We start from the raw sequence: 14549 nt of genomic DNA on the forward strand, positions 1-14549 counted from the left end.
TCGGCATCTGGGACAAACTCACTTCTTGCGCATCGCCGCAGCCAGGGCCGCACCGAAAGCACCCTGCCCGCCCGTCTCCTGCCGGCGGCCGCCATTGTTGTTGCGATTGCGGTTGCCGCCGTCCGGCCGCGGGCCGCGCGGTCCAGACGCGGCGGCATCATCATTCTTCTTCATCGACAGGGCGATACGCTTGCGTTTCACATCAACATCAAGCACTCGCACCTTGACCACATCGCCGGCCTTGACCACCTCATGCGGATCCTTGACGAAACGATCCGCCAGCGCGGAGACGTGAACCAACCCGTCCTGATGCACACCGATATCGACGAAAGCGCCAAAGGCGGCGACATTGGTCACCGTGCCTTCCAGCATCATGCCGGGCTTGAGATCCGAGATCTCGTCAATGCCTTCGGCAAAGCTGGCAGTCTTGAATTCCGGACGCGGATCCCGGCCGGGCTTTTCGAGCTCGACGAGAATGTCGCGCACCGTCGGCAGGCCGAAACGCTCATCGACAAACTGGCGCGGATCGAGGCCCTTCAGCGTGCCGCTGTCGCCCATCAGCGCCCGCAGATCGCGCCCGCAGGCCGCAATGATCTTCTTGGCGACGCCATAGGCTTCGGGGTGAACCGAGGACGCATCGAGCGGCTCGGCGCCATCACGGATACGCAGGAAGCCGGCGCATTGCTCAAAAGCGCGCGGACCAAGCCGCGACACTTTCAAAAGCTCCTTGCGGCTCTTGAACGCGCCGTTGACATCGCGGTGCACGACAATCGCTTCGGCCAGCGATGCACCAAGGCCGGAGACGCGGGCCAAGAGCGGGGCCGACGCGGTGTTGAGATCGACACCGACACCGTTCACCGCATCCTCGACGACGCCGTCAAGCGAGCGTGACAGCTTCATCTGATCGACATCATGCTGGTACTGACCGACGCCGATGGATTTCGGTTCGATCTTCACCAGTTCGGCCAGCGGATCCTGCAGCCGCCTTGCGATCGAAACCGCGCCACGCAGGGACACGTCCAACTCCGGAAATTCCTTCGCTGCCGTTTCCGAGGCCGAATAGACCGATGCTCCGGCTTCCGAAACGATCACCTTCATCGGTCTGGGTTCGGGAAGTTCCCGCATCAGCTCCATCACCAGCTTCTCTGTCTCGCGGCTTGCCGTGCCATTGCCGATGGCGATGAGATCGACCTTATGGCGCGCAATCAGTGCCTTCAGCACCGCCCGGGCGCCGATGACGTCGTTCTTCGGCTGAAACGGGTAGATCGTGGCGGTGTCCAGCAGCTTGCCGGTCCCGTCAACGCAGGCGACCTTCACCCCGGTGCGGATGCCCGGATCGAGACCGAGCGTCACCCGCGAACCGGCAGGAGCCGCCAGAAGCAGATCTTTCAGGTTACGGGCAAATACCTGGATTGCCTCGTCTTCGGCGCGTTCGCGCATTTCCCGCATCAGATCAAGTGACAGCGAGGTCGACAGCTTCACCCGCCAGGACCAGCCAGCAACGCCCATCAGCCATTCATCGGCAAGGCCGCGACTGCCGATATCATAATGCCGGGCAATCATCTTCTGCGCCGGCTTCACCGGTGAGGGATCATCGCGATCGGCTTCGATGGCTATCGTCAGCACTTCCTCGTTCCAGCCGCGCAGCATGGCGAGGATACGGTGGCCAGCCGCCGTGGCAAAACGCTCCGAGTGGGCAAAGTAATCGGAGAATTTGGCGCCTGCCTCTTCCTTGCCGGAAACGACCGTGGCGTAAACGACGGCATTGTCGCGCATATATTGCCGCAAGGCGCCAACAAGGGCTGCATCTTCGGAAAACTGCTCTGACAGAATGTCGCGCGCTCCATCGAGCGCTGCGCGGATATCCGCTACCGTCTCGCTGACATAGGCCTTGGCCAGCGCTTCGGGATCGGCGGTCCGGTTATCGAACAGGGCATCGGCCAGCGGCTGCAATCCGTTCTCGCGGGCAATCTGGGCGCGGGTGCGGCGCTTCGGCCGATAGGGAAGGTAAAGATCCTCCAGCTCCGCCTTGGTGGCGGCGGCCTCGATCCGCCCCATCAGATCGTCGGTCATCTTGCCCTGACCGGTAATGGACTCGACAATGGTGTGGCGCCGCGCCTGCAATTCACGCAGATAGGTCAGCCGCTCGGCCAGAAGGCGCAGCTGACCATCATCGAGACCGCCAGTCACTTCCTTGCGGTAGCGCGCAATGAAGGGAACCGTCGCACCTTCATCCAGCAGCGCGATCGCTGCAGCAGCCTGCTCGGGCCGGGCATTCACTTCCGCTGCGATGATATGTGCGAGATCTTTGCTTTGAGCAGGCATTGCGGCCATCCCTCTTCCTGAATTCTCCGGCAGCGCCGGAATCATGCGCCATGAATGACGAGATTTAGTCGCAGGGCCTGACGAAACAATGGCCATGTGACCGGAAAAAAGTGCCGATCCACAATATTGCCACCATCCCGCCCCGCTTTGGCGCTTGACCTTTGCGCTGGCTCTGCTTACCCCATCGGCCAAGACGGACCACTGGAGACGCATCACGATGAATGTCCTTCTGATCGGCTCGGGCGGGCGCGAGCACGCGCTGGCCTGGAAACTGGCTCAGTCCCCGCGGCTTGAGACGCTTTACGCCGCCCCTGGAAATCCCGGTATTGCCCGCCATGCGACCTGCGTCGCGCTCGATATTGATGATCACGCCGCCATCATAGCCTTCTGCCGCGAGAAAGCGGTTGATCTGGTTGTCGTCGGCCCCGAGGCACCTCTGGTCGCCGGTCTTGCCGATGACCTGCAGGCAGAGAATATCGCGGTCTTCGGTCCGAGCCGTGCGGCTGCACAGCTGGAGGGATCCAAGGGCTTCACCAAGGATCTCTGCGCCCGGTTCAATATTCCGACGGGTGCCTATCGGCGGTTCACCGATGCCGAGGCCGCGCGGATCTATCTTGAGGAGATCGGAGCGCCGATCGTGGTCAAGGCCGATGGTCTCGCCGCCGGCAAAGGCGTCACGGTTGCCAAGACCAAGAAGGAGGCGCTGGACGCCATCAATGATTGCTTTTCCGGCACCTTCGGCGCCGCCGGCGCGGAAGTGGTGATCGAGGAGTTTCTGATCGGCGAGGAAGCGAGCTTCTTCTGCCTGTCCGATGGCAAGCATGCGCTTGCCCTTGCCACGGCACAAGATCACAAGGCCGTCGGCGATGGCGATCTTGGCCCCAATACCGGCGGCATGGGCGCCTATTCGCCCGCGCCGGTGATGAGCGCGGCGATGATCGAGCGGACGATGACGGAAATCATCGAGCCGACGATTGCCGGCATGGCTGAGCTCGGCCATCCCTTCCAGGGCGTTCTTTATGCCGGACTGATGATCACCGACACCGGCCCGCAGCTTATCGAATACAATGCCCGCTTCGGTGATCCGGAGTGCCAGGTGCTGATGATGCGGCTGAAAAGCGATCTGCTGGATCTGCTGGAAGCATCGAGCAACGGCACCCTCGACACGGTTTCAGCCGAATGGGCAAGTGATACAGCCCTGACCGTCGTCATGGCAACGAACGGCTATCCGGGATCCTACAAGAAGGGCAGCGTCATTTCGGCCCTACCCGATGACACCGCAACGGGCCGCACCTTCCATGCCGGCACGGCATTCAGGGACGGCAATCTTGTTGCCAATGGCGGCCGCGTTCTCAACATCACCGCACTGGGCCACAATGTGACCGAGGCGCAGACAGCGGCCTATGAAATGATCGAGGACATCGATTGGAAGGATGGCTTCTGCCGTCGCGATATCGGCTGGCGCGCCGTTGCCCGTGAACAGGGCGAACCCGGCTGAGCCCGGTCCGATTCACCAGGACCTGAATGAAATCGCCTGGCGCCAAGCGTCAGGCGATTTCGCTTTCAGGGGTGCAGTCAAAGCGCTCCCGGGCCGCCCTCACCGCTTCATGGTGATGTCCTGCCCAATCCATCAGCGCTGACAGCGGCTCGAGATAGGACCAGCCGAGCGCGGTCAGTGCATAGTCGACACGTGGCGGCTTGGTTGGATAGACGCTGCGGCTGAGATAGCCGTCACGCTCCAGATCCTTCAGTGTTTTGGTGAGCATGCGCTGGGAAATATCCGGTACAAAACGGCGCAGCTGCGAAAACCGCATCGGCCCTTCGCTGAGCGCGACGATCAGCAACGAGCTCCATTTGCTCGACACCGGTGCAAGCACATCGCGCATCGGACAGTTTTCCAGCGCACCGCTGTTGATGGAGACGGTCAGTCGCTGGCGGATGGTCGGCGATGCATCGGTCATGGTTCCGGTTCCCTCGGTGTAACTCCCTTACAAAATAGTGCCTTCTTTACAAAAAGACCATGGTCTCTATTTGAATAGTGATCTCAAAATGAGACCAGCAATCGGGCGAGAGCCGGTTGTCGTGGAAACAAGGGAAGACGTAAGATGAGCAACAAGAAACTCCTGGTCACCGGCGCATCCGGCAAGCTTGGCCGCGAAGTGCTGGACCAGTTGCTGGCTTCCGGTGTGGCGCCGGCCAACATCATCGCAACCACCCGCGATCCGTCGAAGCTTGGCGACTATGCAGCCAAGGGCATCACGGTTCGCCCGGCCGACTTTGACAAGCCGGAAACGCTTGAGGCTGCATTTGCAGGCGCTGACCGCCTTGCGATCATTTCCACGGATGCGCTCGGCCCCGATGCCCATCGCATCACCCAGCACGCCAATGCCGTTGCTGCGGCAAAGGCCGCGGGTGTGTCTCACATCATCTATACATCAATGCCGGGTCCCGAAACCTCCAAGATCAGCTTTGCGCATGAACATCTCGGATCGGAAAAGGCCGTGAAGGAAAGCGGCCTCAGCTACACGATCCTGCGCAATGCCTGGTATCAGGAAAATCTGCTGATGGGGTTGCCGAATGCTTTCGCGGCCGGAAGCTGGGTCAGTGCTGCCGGTGATGGCAGACAGAACCTTGTCGCGCATCAGGATTGCGCAGCAGCCCTTGCCAGCGCACTTGCCGCCGAGACCACGCAAAGCGCCACCTACACGCTGACCGGACCTGAAGCTCTGTCGATCCCGGAAATCGCCGCCCTCGCATCGGAAATCGTCGGCAAGCCGCTTTCGGTGCAGGCTGTTTCCACCGATGCTCTTGCCGAGGGTCTGGGCAAGGCCGGATTGCCATCCTTTGTCGTTGACCTCCTGGTCTCGACGGATGCCAATATCGCTGCCGGTGGTTTTGACATTGTCACCAATGATTTCGAGACGCTGACCGGCCGCAAGCCGCGCAGCCTGAAGGCGTTCTTCGAACGCAACAAGGCCGCGTTCTGAACGCGGCCCTGAAGGACAACTGCGAATGCGGGCCGGCTCAGGCTGGCTCGCCACAGGCCCGGCGGAACCGCAGCACGCTTTCACGCATGCCATATTCCAGTGCATCCGCCGTCAGCCCATGACCGATCGACACCTCGGCCAGATGCGGAATCTGACGTGCCAGCAGCGGCAGGTTGGCAACGGTCAGATCGTGACCGGCATTGACGCCGAGACCGAGTTCATGCGCCATGATCGCGGTCTGACTAAGCTCGATGGCGATTTCCTTTTCCTTTTCGGGATCGTCGTAGCAGGCGCCATAAGGCCCGGTATAGAGCTCGATCCGGTCCGCGCCGGTCGAGGCCGCGGCGCGAAGCTCTGCCATAGAGGCATTGCCATCGGCGAAAAGCGAAACGCGGGCGCCTTTCTTCTTCAGTTTCTCGACCACCCGGCACAGCGTTTCGCGCTGCTCGACGAAACGCCAGCCATGATCTGAGGTCGCCTGCGCCGGGTCATCAGGCACGAGGGTGATCTGATCCGGCTTGTTGGCGCAGCACAGGCCGATAAAGTGATCCGTCGGATAACCCTCAATGTTGAACTCGGCACCACCTTCAAATTCCTGCGTCAGTTTGCGCAGAACGGGCAGATCGGTAAAGCGGATGTGACGCTGATCCGGGCGCGGGTGAACGGTAAGGCCGTGCGCACCGGCTTGCAGGGCGACAAGGCCGAGACCGGCGACGCTTGGCCAGGGCAGATTCCGGCGATTGCGAAGCTGAGCGATAGCATTGAGATTGACCGATAATTTAGCAGGCACGCGGGCCTCCGACGTTCATGAAATCCGTGATTTGGCGCGCACACCATTAGGGGAAAGGTAGGCCAGCACCAATCGTTTTTTTTGATGATAGTATTCCGGCGTCTGGTTTTTTCCGCTATCAGCGCCGAAATATGTCGTCGCAAAAGACGGTATGCCAAAGCTAATCTGTCATCCACCGCAAACATAGGCGACAATTTGCCATTTGGAAGATTGCCAGGTATCCGGGCAATCAATATCTGCCAATATTCATGGATAGACTAAAATCATCCGAAATATCTGCGCAAGATATGGTAACATCTTACCAAGATTTCGTGACGCAGACGCTTGTGGCGGGCGGGCGGGTTGCCGCAATTTCCTAGCGACCCGGATCACGGAAATGCCTGAAATAATTTTCCCGACATGCCGCGCCCGTCAGCAATTGCCCGTTCTTCAACATCGATAGTGGCCTGTTCCACGACAGGTCAGGCCGGATCAGCAGGATGTTGCTGATTCCCGTTGCGCCGCATGTCAGGAAAAAGCGGCGTCCCTTCAGAAATGATGTCAGGTCGGGCGATGGTTCTGGCGGGCGTTGTTTATGCTGTTGTCAGGATCACGGCGCCATCTGGCCATGGTGATGGCGCTGATCTAGTGCATCGGCTCGAAAACCGGAATCGATTTTCGAAAAGAACGATGCGTAGATTCAATAAGATAGAGCGTCCTGCTGCGTCCTGAAGGGCGCACTGCGCGCTAGCGGACGATCGTCAGCGTTTCTGCGGCACGGGTGACGGCGGTGTAGAGCCAGCGCTCGCTCATGTCGCGGAAGGCCCAGCTTTCATCGAACAGCACGACATTGTTCCACTGCGAGCCCTGGGCTTTGTGAACCGTCAGGGCATAGCCATAATCAAAGTCGTCGTAGCGCTTCTTCGTCGACCAGGGAATTTCCGTCTCACTGTCTTCAAACGCGGCTTTCAGCAGCTTGATACGCGCCGCACCGCGGTCAATATCATCATCATCCGGTTTGACGAGCAGGTTCATGCCCGGCTTCACCGTCTCGCGCGACGAGGACATGACCTGCCAGAGCGAGCCATTCAGCAGCCCCTTGGCCGGATCATTCCTGAGACAAACCAGCTTGTCACCCGCCTGCGGATGGATCTGGGTGAAGCCTTTCAGCTCGCGCAGACGCTGATTGTAGCGCCGTCGGGTGCGGTTGGTACCGACCAGAACCTGGTCGGCATCGAGCACCAGATCCTGCGTCACCTCGCGGCGCGAAATCACCCGCGCCGTACCGAAATCACCATAGTTCAGCTCCTCGCCGTTGCGCACGCGCATGGCGAGATCGATAATCGGATTATCCCGCGCCTGACGATGAATTTCCGTCAGCAGAAAATCCGGCTCTTGCTCGGTGAAATAGCCGCCACCGGAGACAGGCGGTAGCTGGCCGGGATCGCCAAGCACCAGAACCGGCGTACCGAAGCTCATCAGATCCTGGCCAAGCTTCTCATCCACCATCGAGCATTCATCGATCACAATGAGGGCGGCTTTGGCCAGCGGGCTCTGGCGGTTGATCGAGAACATCGGCGAAACCGAGGTCTTTCCGGTTTCCTCATTCTCGATCATTTCCTCGCCCTTGGGGCGATAGATCAGCGAATGAATCGTACGGGCATTGCTGGCGCCGCGCGCGCGCAGAACCTGCGCCGCCTTGCCGGTGAAGGCAGCGAACAGCACATCGCCATCAACATGTTCGGCGAAATGGCGGGCAAGCGTGGTCTTGCCCGTTCCGGCATAGCCGAACAGTCGGAAAATCGGTCTGCGCCCTTCCTTCAGCCATTTCGAAACGGCCTTGAGCGCCTCATCCTGTTGCGGTGAAAACTCCATGGCGCGAATTGGCCGGATTCGGGCCCAAAAGGCAAGCCTCCTTTATGCGATCTGTCGCGCGGAGCTTCAGATGCGCATCTATAGCCGGCATCGCAAGGACGATGCGCTAGCGCAGCATCGGCCAGAGACTGGCCAGCAGCAGAACAGCCATGGTGATGTTGAACACTCTGAGGCGTCCGGGATGCGCAAGCCACTGGCTGAGCGCAGAGCCGAATCCGGCCCAGATCGACACCGAAAACAACGAGACAATGCCGAAGAAGCCAGCAACCAGAGCAACGCTGGATATATAGGCAGACTGGCTGGTATAGAGGGCCATCGCCGTCATGCCCATGATCCATGCCTTGGGGTTGACCCACTGGAAGGCGACGGCCTGCAGAAAGCTCAAGGGCCTGCCCCTGGAATTGGCCGTCCCCTCGCCCATGCTGCGCGTGGTGGCGATCTTCCAGGCAATCCAGACAAGATAGGCGCCGCCTGCGATCTTCGTCGCCAGGAAGAGCGGCGGAAACGCCGTCAGCAGCGCACCGAGCCCTGCACCGACGCAGGCCAGCAGAAAGGCAAAACCGAAGGCGATGCCGGCGATATGCGGCAGGGTGCGGACATAGCCGAAATTCACGCCGGATGTGAAGGCCATCATGTTGTTCGGCCCCGGTGAAAGCGAGGCTGCGATGGCAAATCCCGACAATGCGAAAAATGTTTCCAGAGGCATGGTGATCTCCAAGGGCCAGGGAAATGCTAGTCCCGGCCCGCAGTGATCTCAAGCACCCCAGGAATAAAGCCCGCCGTCTACTTCAGCATTGGCCAGAGACTGAGCACCAGCAGCGTTGCCATCGACAGGTTGAAACCGCGCAGATAACGCGGGCGCTGCAGATATTGGCGCAGTGCCGTACCGAAACCGGTCCAGACAGACACGCTGATCGTCGACATGGCTGCGAACGACAAGACGACCAGCACAGCCATCACCGCATAAGGGCCTTCGCTTGTGAACGCCGCCATGGCCGCGAGCGCGGAAACCCAGCCCTTCGGGTTGACCCACTGAAAGGCGGCGGCCTGGGCGAAGGTCATCGGGGTTCGGGCAGCATCGCTCTTGGCAATCGTGTTCCGCGTTGCCAGACGCCAGGCCAGGTAGAGGAGATAGAGACCACCGGCGACTTTCAGCGCGTTCAGCAGCGGCGGAAACGACGTGATCAGGATGCCGAGCCCGGCGCCAACGGCCGTCTGCAGCACCATCGAGCCGAAAATCACACCGCTCATATGCGGCAAAGTGCGTTTGAAGCCGAAATTGGCGCCGGAAGCCAGCAGCATCATATTGTTGGGCCCGGGCGTGATCACGGCGGCAAAGGCAAAGCCGATCAACGTCAGAATAATACCCAGCGCCATGGAAAGACCTCGATGATTTCGGCCGTGCGGCCGTGCTGATCTATTGGTCTTTCGTAGTAAGCAAGCGGTTTGAAAGCTGACAACTGACAAGTGTGCATAGCTGCCTCACGCATTTTGCGTGCGTTGCAGCATGAGCGTATCGTGATGGTGCGGCGTTACCAGAACAGCCAGAGCGGAACCTGTGTCGCGACAAGCAGCAGCACCGGCGCGGTGCGCCCCAGCTTCGAACATTGCGTCCGGTTGCAGATGGCCTGCATCTGTCGCCCGGCCAGCAGCCAGACTAGGCTGGCGATCAGACGGACCGAGGCGCAGATCGCAATGGCGACCGGAAACCACCTCAGGAATCTAAGGTCATTGGCATAGAGCAGAAACAGTGCCAGCGCGGTGAACCATTGCCGCGGACTGATCCATTGCAGCATCAGCGTCTCGGAGAAGGACCGGCAATCGTGGACGAAAAGCACGCGATCGGCCGGCAGGGAGCGCCAGAGCGAGAGGGCCATGAAGATGAAGATCACCAGGCCAATGACGCGCAGAAAGAGACCGATGTGCGGCAATGCAAACATCAGCGCTCCGGTCAGACAGGCGGCCCAGGCCTGCAGGCTGACCTGACCGATCAGCGAACCTGATATTGACGGCACCGATAGCGTGTCGCCGGCCTTTGACGGCCAACGACATCATGTAAAAATTATCAGGCCCCGGCGGCAGAAAGGCCGCCAGAGCCAGCCCGGTAAGGGCCAGAAGAGCTTCCTGCGTCATCTCTCCTCCCTGGAGCTGGACGCCATGCAAGTCTTCACATTCCCTGCGCGCCACGGTTCATCGAAGCTGGTCCGGTTCTGCAGATCTCAACCAGCCCAAGCGGCCGCAAGACCGCGATGAACTGATCCACTTTCGACACCTTGCCCGTCAGTTCGAACATGAAGTGCTCCACTGTAGCATCAACGACCTTGGCATTGAAAGCATCTGCTAGTCGAAGCGCTTCAGCGCGCAACTCGCCACGTCCAGCGATCTTGATCAGCGCAACCTCCCGTTCTACCGGGCCATCCTGGCCGAGTTCGCGGGCGCGCACCGAAAGATCAACGACCTTGTGCACAGGAACAAGGCGGTCCAGCTGTGCCTTGATCTGCTCCAGCACTTCCGGCGTTCCCTTGGTGACGACGGTGATTCGCGAAACATGCGCCTCGTGCTCGGTTTCCGAAACGGTGAGGCTCTCGATGTTGTAGCCGCGGCCTGAAAACAGGCCGATGACCCGGGCAAGGACGCCCGGCTCGTTGGCAACGAGGATGGACAGCGTGTGGCGCTCGGCAATCGTATGCTGCCGGCTGATGAAATAGGCCGAACCGGTCGGCTGTAGCTTGGCATTCATTGTCTTTACCCCTTCATCAAACCAGCTGGCGACCCTTGGCGTCGATGGCCGTGGCAACGGCCTCGTCGCTGGCTTCGTCCGGCAACAGCATTTCGTTATGCGCCTTGCCCGACGGGATCATCGGGAAGCAATTGGCAAGATTGGCGACGCGGCAATCGAAGATCACCGGCTTCGGGCTCTCGATCATGCGGATGATCGCCTCATCGAGATCGGCCGGATCGTCGCAATAGATGCCCTCGCCGCCATAGGCCTCGGCCAGCTTGACGAAATCGGGCATTGCCTCGGTATAGGAATGGGACAGCCGGTTGCCATGCAGAAGCTGCTGCCACTGGCGCACCATCCCCATATACTGATTGTTCAGGATGAAGATCTTGATCGGTGCATTGTGCTGGACCGCCGCCGACATTTCCTGAATGCACATCTGGATCGAGGCGTCGCCGGCAACATCGATGACGAGGCTCCCGGGATGGGCGATCTGAACGCCAAGCGCTGCCGGCAGACCATAGCCCATCGTCCCGAGACCGCCCGATGTCATCCAGCGGTTCGGCTCGTCGAAGTCGATGAACTGCGCCGCCCACATCTGGTGCTGGCCGACTTCCGTGGTGATGTAGAAGTCCCGGCCCTGCATATGCGCATTCAGCCGCTCCAGCGCATATTGCGGCATGATGACGTCCTTGCTCGGCGTATAGGCAAAGCAGTTGCGCGCGCGCCAGCGTTCGATATCACTCCACCAGTTCTTCAAAGACGGCCTGGCCGGTTCCTTTGGCAGCGCCCGCCACAGACGGACCATCTCCTCCAGAACGTGGGCGACATCGCCGAGAATCGGAATATCGACGCGGATATTCTTGTTGATCGACGACGGATCGATATCGATATGGATCTTCTTCGAATTGGGCGCGAATGCATCAACCCGGCCGGTGATGCGGTCGTCGAAACGGGCGCCGATACAGACCATCACATCGCATTCATGCATGGCGAGATTGGCCTGATAGGAACCATGCATGCCCAGCATGCCGAGCCAGTTCTTGCCCGATGCTGGATAGGACCCCAGTCCCATCAGCGTCGAGGTGATCGGAAAATCGGTGATCTCGACCAGCTCGCGCAGCAGGCGAACTGCGTCCGGCCCGGAATTGATGACACCGCCACCGGTATAGAGAACCGGATGCCTGGCATTGGCCATCAGTTCGACGGCGGCCTGAATGGCAGCGGCATCGCCTGAAACACGCGGCTGATAGCTCTCGCGGACCGGGTGATCGGCCAGTGACGTATAGCGCCCCATGGCGAACTGGACATCCTTCGGGATATCGACAACAACCGGGCCCGGCCGGCCGGTCCTGGCGATGCGGAAAGCCTCATGAATGACGCTCGCCAGCTCGTTCACATCCTTGACCAGCCAGTTGTATTTGGTGCAAGGGCGCGTGATGCCGACCGTATCGCATTCCTGAAAGGCGTCCGAGCCGATCAGCGAGGTCGGAACCTGGCCGGACAGGCAGACGATCGGGATCGAATCCATCAGCGCATCCTGCAGCGGCGTCACGGCATTGGTCGCGCCCGGGCCGGAGGTGACCAGCATGACGCCAACCTTGCCGGTGGAACGGGCATAGCCTTCGGCCGCATGGCCGGCACCCTGTTCATGACGCACGAGCACGTGCTGGATATCGTCCTGCTGGAAGATTTCGTCATAGATCGGAAGCACAGCGCCACCCGGATATCCGAAGATGTGCTCTACCCCGTTCTCTTTCAGCGCCTGGAGGACGATCTCCGCGCCCGTCATCATGTTTTCCTTAGCAGTCATCGCTTCATTTCCGTCTCGATGGTCCGTTGAATGGATGTTTCCGGTTGTTTTCAGGCATAAAAAAAGCCCCCTTGAGGGAGCCGTTTGTCGCGCATGGGAGGCTACTGCCGAACGGTTACACCGTTCTGCCCATGCGCGATCCCACCACAATAAGGAGTGCCTTGATAATCATGGAAGCCTGATACCCTCTAAACGCCACCCCGTCAACAAGGACTGCAAGAAAAATAGCCAAATGCGACCTTCTGTGAAATATTATTAAGCAAATGTCAGTTTGCCGCCCCGGACAGCGGATCGAAACGTGCCCAATCCGCGCCCATCTGATTGCGAAACCACGTCATCTGACGTTTGGCATATTGCCGGGTTGCCGCACTGGCCTTCTCAATGACCTCTTCACGCGTCATCTTCCCGTCCAGCATGGCGGCGATTTCGCGCACACCGATCGCTTTCATCAGCGGTTGTGCCGGGGACAGGTCGAGCGCCATCAGCGCCCTCACCTCCTCGACCGCGCCCTGATCAAGCATGGCCGCGAAACGGCTGTTGATGCGCTGATGCAATGCGGCGCGCTCAGGCAGAACGACAATCTTCTGCGCCCGGGCCGCATCGACAAGCGGAACTGAATTTTCCGCCTGAAACGTCGCAATCGACCGGCCCGTGCTTTCAAGAACCTCCAGCGCCCGCACGATCCGCTGCGCATCGCCCGGCCCGAGTTTCGCTGCCACGGTCGGATCCCTTGCCTCAAGCTCGGCATGAAGGGCCTTTGCGCCGCCTGCCTGCTGCAGGCCGCGATAATGGCCGCGCACGGCCGGATCAATCGCCGGCATGACCGCGATGCCTTCCGTCAGCGCCTTGAAATAGAGCCCGGTTCCACCGACGAAGACCGGTTTCTTGCCATCCAGCTGCTTCATCACCTCGCTGACGTCATCCAGCCAGCGGCCGGTGGAATAATCGCCGGCAGCCGGTACATGGCCGTAGAGCCTGTGCGGCCGGATCGCGAGATCGGCTTGCGCCGGCCGGGCTGTCAGCACCGCGAGCGTGTCGTAGACCTGCATGCTGTCGGCATTGATAATGATGCCATCAATGCGCGCAGCAATGTCGAGCGCAAGCGCAGACTTGCCGCCCGCCGTCGGTCCCGTTATCAGATAGGCATCAAAACTGTCGTTTAAGGAAATATCCATGGCTCTCGTTGCCACGCTCATCACCAATCCGTCAAACCCGATTTTGAGCGAAGCGCTGGTGAAAGCAGCAGCGGCTGCCTCCGGTGCCGAAAGCACCGCCTGGCTTGCCGAAGGTGTTGCGGCCGATCTCTTCTTCTCCGCTGATGCCGATCGCGCCGCCATCGAACGGGCGCTTGATGGTGCACCGGTTGATATCGTCATTCAACAGGCCGAAACCCGCCGCAAGAAGGCATTGCTTGCCGATATGGATTCCACCATGATCGGTCAGGAATGCATCGACGAGCTGGCGGCCGAAGTCGGGCTCAAGGAAAAGGTCGCAGCGATTACCGCGCGCGCCATGAATGGCGAGATCGAGTTTGAGCCGGCGGTGCGCGAACGGGTCGGCCTCTTGAAGGGGCTGCCGATTGCAATCGTCGACGAGATCATCGCCAAACGCATCACGCTGACGCCGGGCGGACGCGAACTGATCGCCACCATGAAGGCCAATGGCGGCTACACTGCGCTTGTGTCCGGCGGCTTCACTGTCTTCACCAGCCGGATCGGCGCCATGATCGGCTTTGACGAGAACCGCGCCAATATCCTGAACGAGGAAGACGGTCTCCTGACGGGAACCGTTGCCGAACCTATCCTCGGCAAGCAGGCCAAGGTCGAGGCACTCCATGACGTGGCGAAGAAGCGCGGTATCGGTCTTGAGGATGTCATGGTTGTCGGCGACGGCGCCAATGATCTCGGCATGATCCAGCTAGCCGGCGCCGGGGTCGCGCTGCATGCCAAGCCAACAGTCGCGGCGCAGGCGGAAATTCGTATTGATTACGGTGACCTGACCGCACTTCTTTACATTCAGGGTTATCGGCGCGAAGACTTTGCGACCGATTGAGGGGAT

The 14549-nt window shown here is 60.1% G+C and carries 13 protein-coding genes; 3 read left to right on the forward strand and 10 right to left on the reverse strand.

Annotated features, from left to right (window positions below; all coding sequences use genetic code 11):
• Nucleotides 1-18 precede the first annotated feature (18 nt).
• Nucleotides 19-2325 carry a Tex family protein gene (locus HCK86_RS17615; protein WP_176085800.1) on the reverse strand — a complete coding sequence of 769 codons (2307 nt, stop codon included), beginning with the start codon at nucleotides 2323-2325 and terminating at the stop codon, nucleotides 19-21.
• A gap of 217 nt (nucleotides 2326-2542) precedes the next feature.
• Between HCK86_RS17615 and purD the strand changes: the two genes are divergently transcribed.
• A complete protein-coding gene (gene purD, locus HCK86_RS17620) occupies nucleotides 2543-3823 on the forward strand; it encodes a phosphoribosylamine--glycine ligase (protein ID WP_176085801.1) in 1281 nt (426 codons plus the stop codon).
• Between the two features lie 49 nt (nucleotides 3824-3872).
• Here purD and HCK86_RS17625 read toward each other — a convergent pair whose 3' ends face one another.
• Complete coding sequence (locus tag HCK86_RS17625) at nucleotides 3873-4286, reverse strand: helix-turn-helix domain-containing protein (RefSeq protein WP_176085802.1); 414 nt, start codon at nucleotides 4284-4286, stop codon at nucleotides 3873-3875.
• Between the two features lie 144 nt (nucleotides 4287-4430).
• On the opposite strand from HCK86_RS17625, the gene HCK86_RS17630 reads away from it, so the two are divergent.
• The gene (locus tag HCK86_RS17630) at nucleotides 4431-5312 is read left to right on the forward strand and encodes an SDR family oxidoreductase (protein WP_176085803.1); all 882 of its coding nucleotides are present in this window, start codon (nucleotides 4431-4433) and stop codon (nucleotides 5310-5312) included.
• A 37-nt stretch (nucleotides 5313-5349) separates the two neighbouring features.
• Here HCK86_RS17630 and HCK86_RS17635 read toward each other — a convergent pair whose 3' ends face one another.
• From HCK86_RS17635 to miaA, 8 genes are all read right to left on the reverse strand, one after another.
• The gene (locus tag HCK86_RS17635) at nucleotides 5350-6102 is read right to left on the reverse strand and encodes a pyridoxine 5'-phosphate synthase (protein ID WP_176085804.1); all 753 of its coding nucleotides are present in this window, start codon (nucleotides 6100-6102) and stop codon (nucleotides 5350-5352) included.
• A gap of 726 nt (nucleotides 6103-6828) precedes the next feature.
• The gene (locus HCK86_RS17640; protein ID WP_176085805.1) at nucleotides 6829-7956 is read right to left on the reverse strand and encodes an ATP-dependent RecD-like DNA helicase; all 1128 of its coding nucleotides are present in this window, start codon (nucleotides 7954-7956) and stop codon (nucleotides 6829-6831) included.
• 106 nt (nucleotides 7957-8062) lie between these two features.
• Entirely contained in the window at nucleotides 8063-8662 is a 600-nt protein-coding gene (locus HCK86_RS17645) for a LysE family translocator (protein ID WP_176085806.1), read from the reverse strand.
• Between the two features lie 77 nt (nucleotides 8663-8739).
• The gene (locus tag HCK86_RS17650) at nucleotides 8740-9333 is read right to left on the reverse strand and encodes a LysE family translocator (protein ID WP_176085807.1); all 594 of its coding nucleotides are present in this window, start codon (nucleotides 9331-9333) and stop codon (nucleotides 8740-8742) included.
• 155 nt (nucleotides 9334-9488) lie between these two features.
• On the reverse strand, nucleotides 9489-9971 hold the full coding sequence (locus tag HCK86_RS17655; RefSeq protein ID WP_176085808.1) for a hypothetical protein: 483 nt from the start codon (nucleotides 9969-9971) through the stop codon (nucleotides 9489-9491).
• A 152-nt stretch (nucleotides 9972-10123) separates the two neighbouring features.
• Nucleotides 10124-10696: an acetolactate synthase small subunit gene (gene ilvN, locus HCK86_RS17660; RefSeq protein ID WP_176085809.1), complete on the reverse strand. Its 573-nt coding sequence runs from the start codon at nucleotides 10694-10696 to the stop codon at nucleotides 10124-10126.
• 16 nt (nucleotides 10697-10712) lie between these two features.
• Complete coding sequence (locus HCK86_RS17665; protein ID WP_176085810.1) at nucleotides 10713-12491, reverse strand: acetolactate synthase 3 large subunit; 1779 nt, start codon at nucleotides 12489-12491, stop codon at nucleotides 10713-10715.
• A gap of 266 nt (nucleotides 12492-12757) precedes the next feature.
• Entirely contained in the window at nucleotides 12758-13666 is a 909-nt protein-coding gene (gene miaA / locus HCK86_RS17670; RefSeq protein WP_176085811.1) for a tRNA (adenosine(37)-N6)-dimethylallyltransferase MiaA, read from the reverse strand.
• On the opposite strand from miaA, the gene serB reads away from it, so the two are divergent.
• Entirely contained in the window at nucleotides 13665-14543 is an 879-nt protein-coding gene (gene serB, locus HCK86_RS17675; protein ID WP_176085812.1) for a phosphoserine phosphatase SerB, read from the forward strand. The two genes, miaA and serB, sit on opposite strands and share 2 nt — an antisense overlap.
• The last annotated feature ends 6 nt before the right edge of the window (nucleotides 14544-14549 follow it).

It is taken from the genome of Martelella sp. HB161492 (genome assembly GCF_013184775.1).
In the GTDB taxonomy this organism is placed as follows: Bacteria; Pseudomonadota; Alphaproteobacteria; order Rhizobiales; family Rhizobiaceae; genus Martelella.

Excerpts from the sequence above, each read along its gene's own strand:
- HCK86_RS17615 (WP_176085800.1), bottom strand. The coding sequence starts at position 2,325 with ATGCCTGCTCAAAGCAAAGATCTCGCACATATCATCGCAGCGGAAGTG.
- purD (WP_176085801.1), top strand. The coding sequence starts at position 2,543 with ATGAATGTCCTTCTGATCGGCTCGGGCGGGCGCGAGCACGCGCTGGCC.
- HCK86_RS17625 (WP_176085802.1), bottom strand. The coding sequence starts at position 4,286 with ATGACCGATGCATCGCCGACCATCCGCCAGCGACTGACCGTCTCCATC.
- HCK86_RS17630 (WP_176085803.1), top strand. The coding sequence starts at position 4,431 with ATGAGCAACAAGAAACTCCTGGTCACCGGCGCATCCGGCAAGCTTGGC.
- HCK86_RS17640 (WP_176085805.1), bottom strand. The coding sequence starts at position 7,956 with ATGGAGTTTTCACCGCAACAGGATGAGGCGCTCAAGGCCGTTTCGAAA.
- HCK86_RS17645 (WP_176085806.1), bottom strand. The coding sequence starts at position 8,662 with ATGCCTCTGGAAACATTTTTCGCATTGTCGGGATTTGCCATCGCAGCC.
- HCK86_RS17650 (WP_176085807.1), bottom strand. The coding sequence starts at position 9,333 with ATGGCGCTGGGTATTATTCTGACGTTGATCGGCTTTGCCTTTGCCGCC.
- ilvN (WP_176085809.1), bottom strand. The coding sequence starts at position 10,696 with ATGAATGCCAAGCTACAGCCGACCGGTTCGGCCTATTTCATCAGCCGG.
- HCK86_RS17665 (WP_176085810.1), bottom strand. The coding sequence starts at position 12,491 with ATGACTGCTAAGGAAAACATGATGACGGGCGCGGAGATCGTCCTCCAG.
- serB (WP_176085812.1), top strand. The coding sequence starts at position 13,665 with ATGGCTCTCGTTGCCACGCTCATCACCAATCCGTCAAACCCGATTTTG.
- miaA (WP_176085811.1), bottom strand. The coding sequence starts at position 13,666 with ATGGATATTTCCTTAAACGACAGTTTTGATGCCTATCTGATAACGGGA.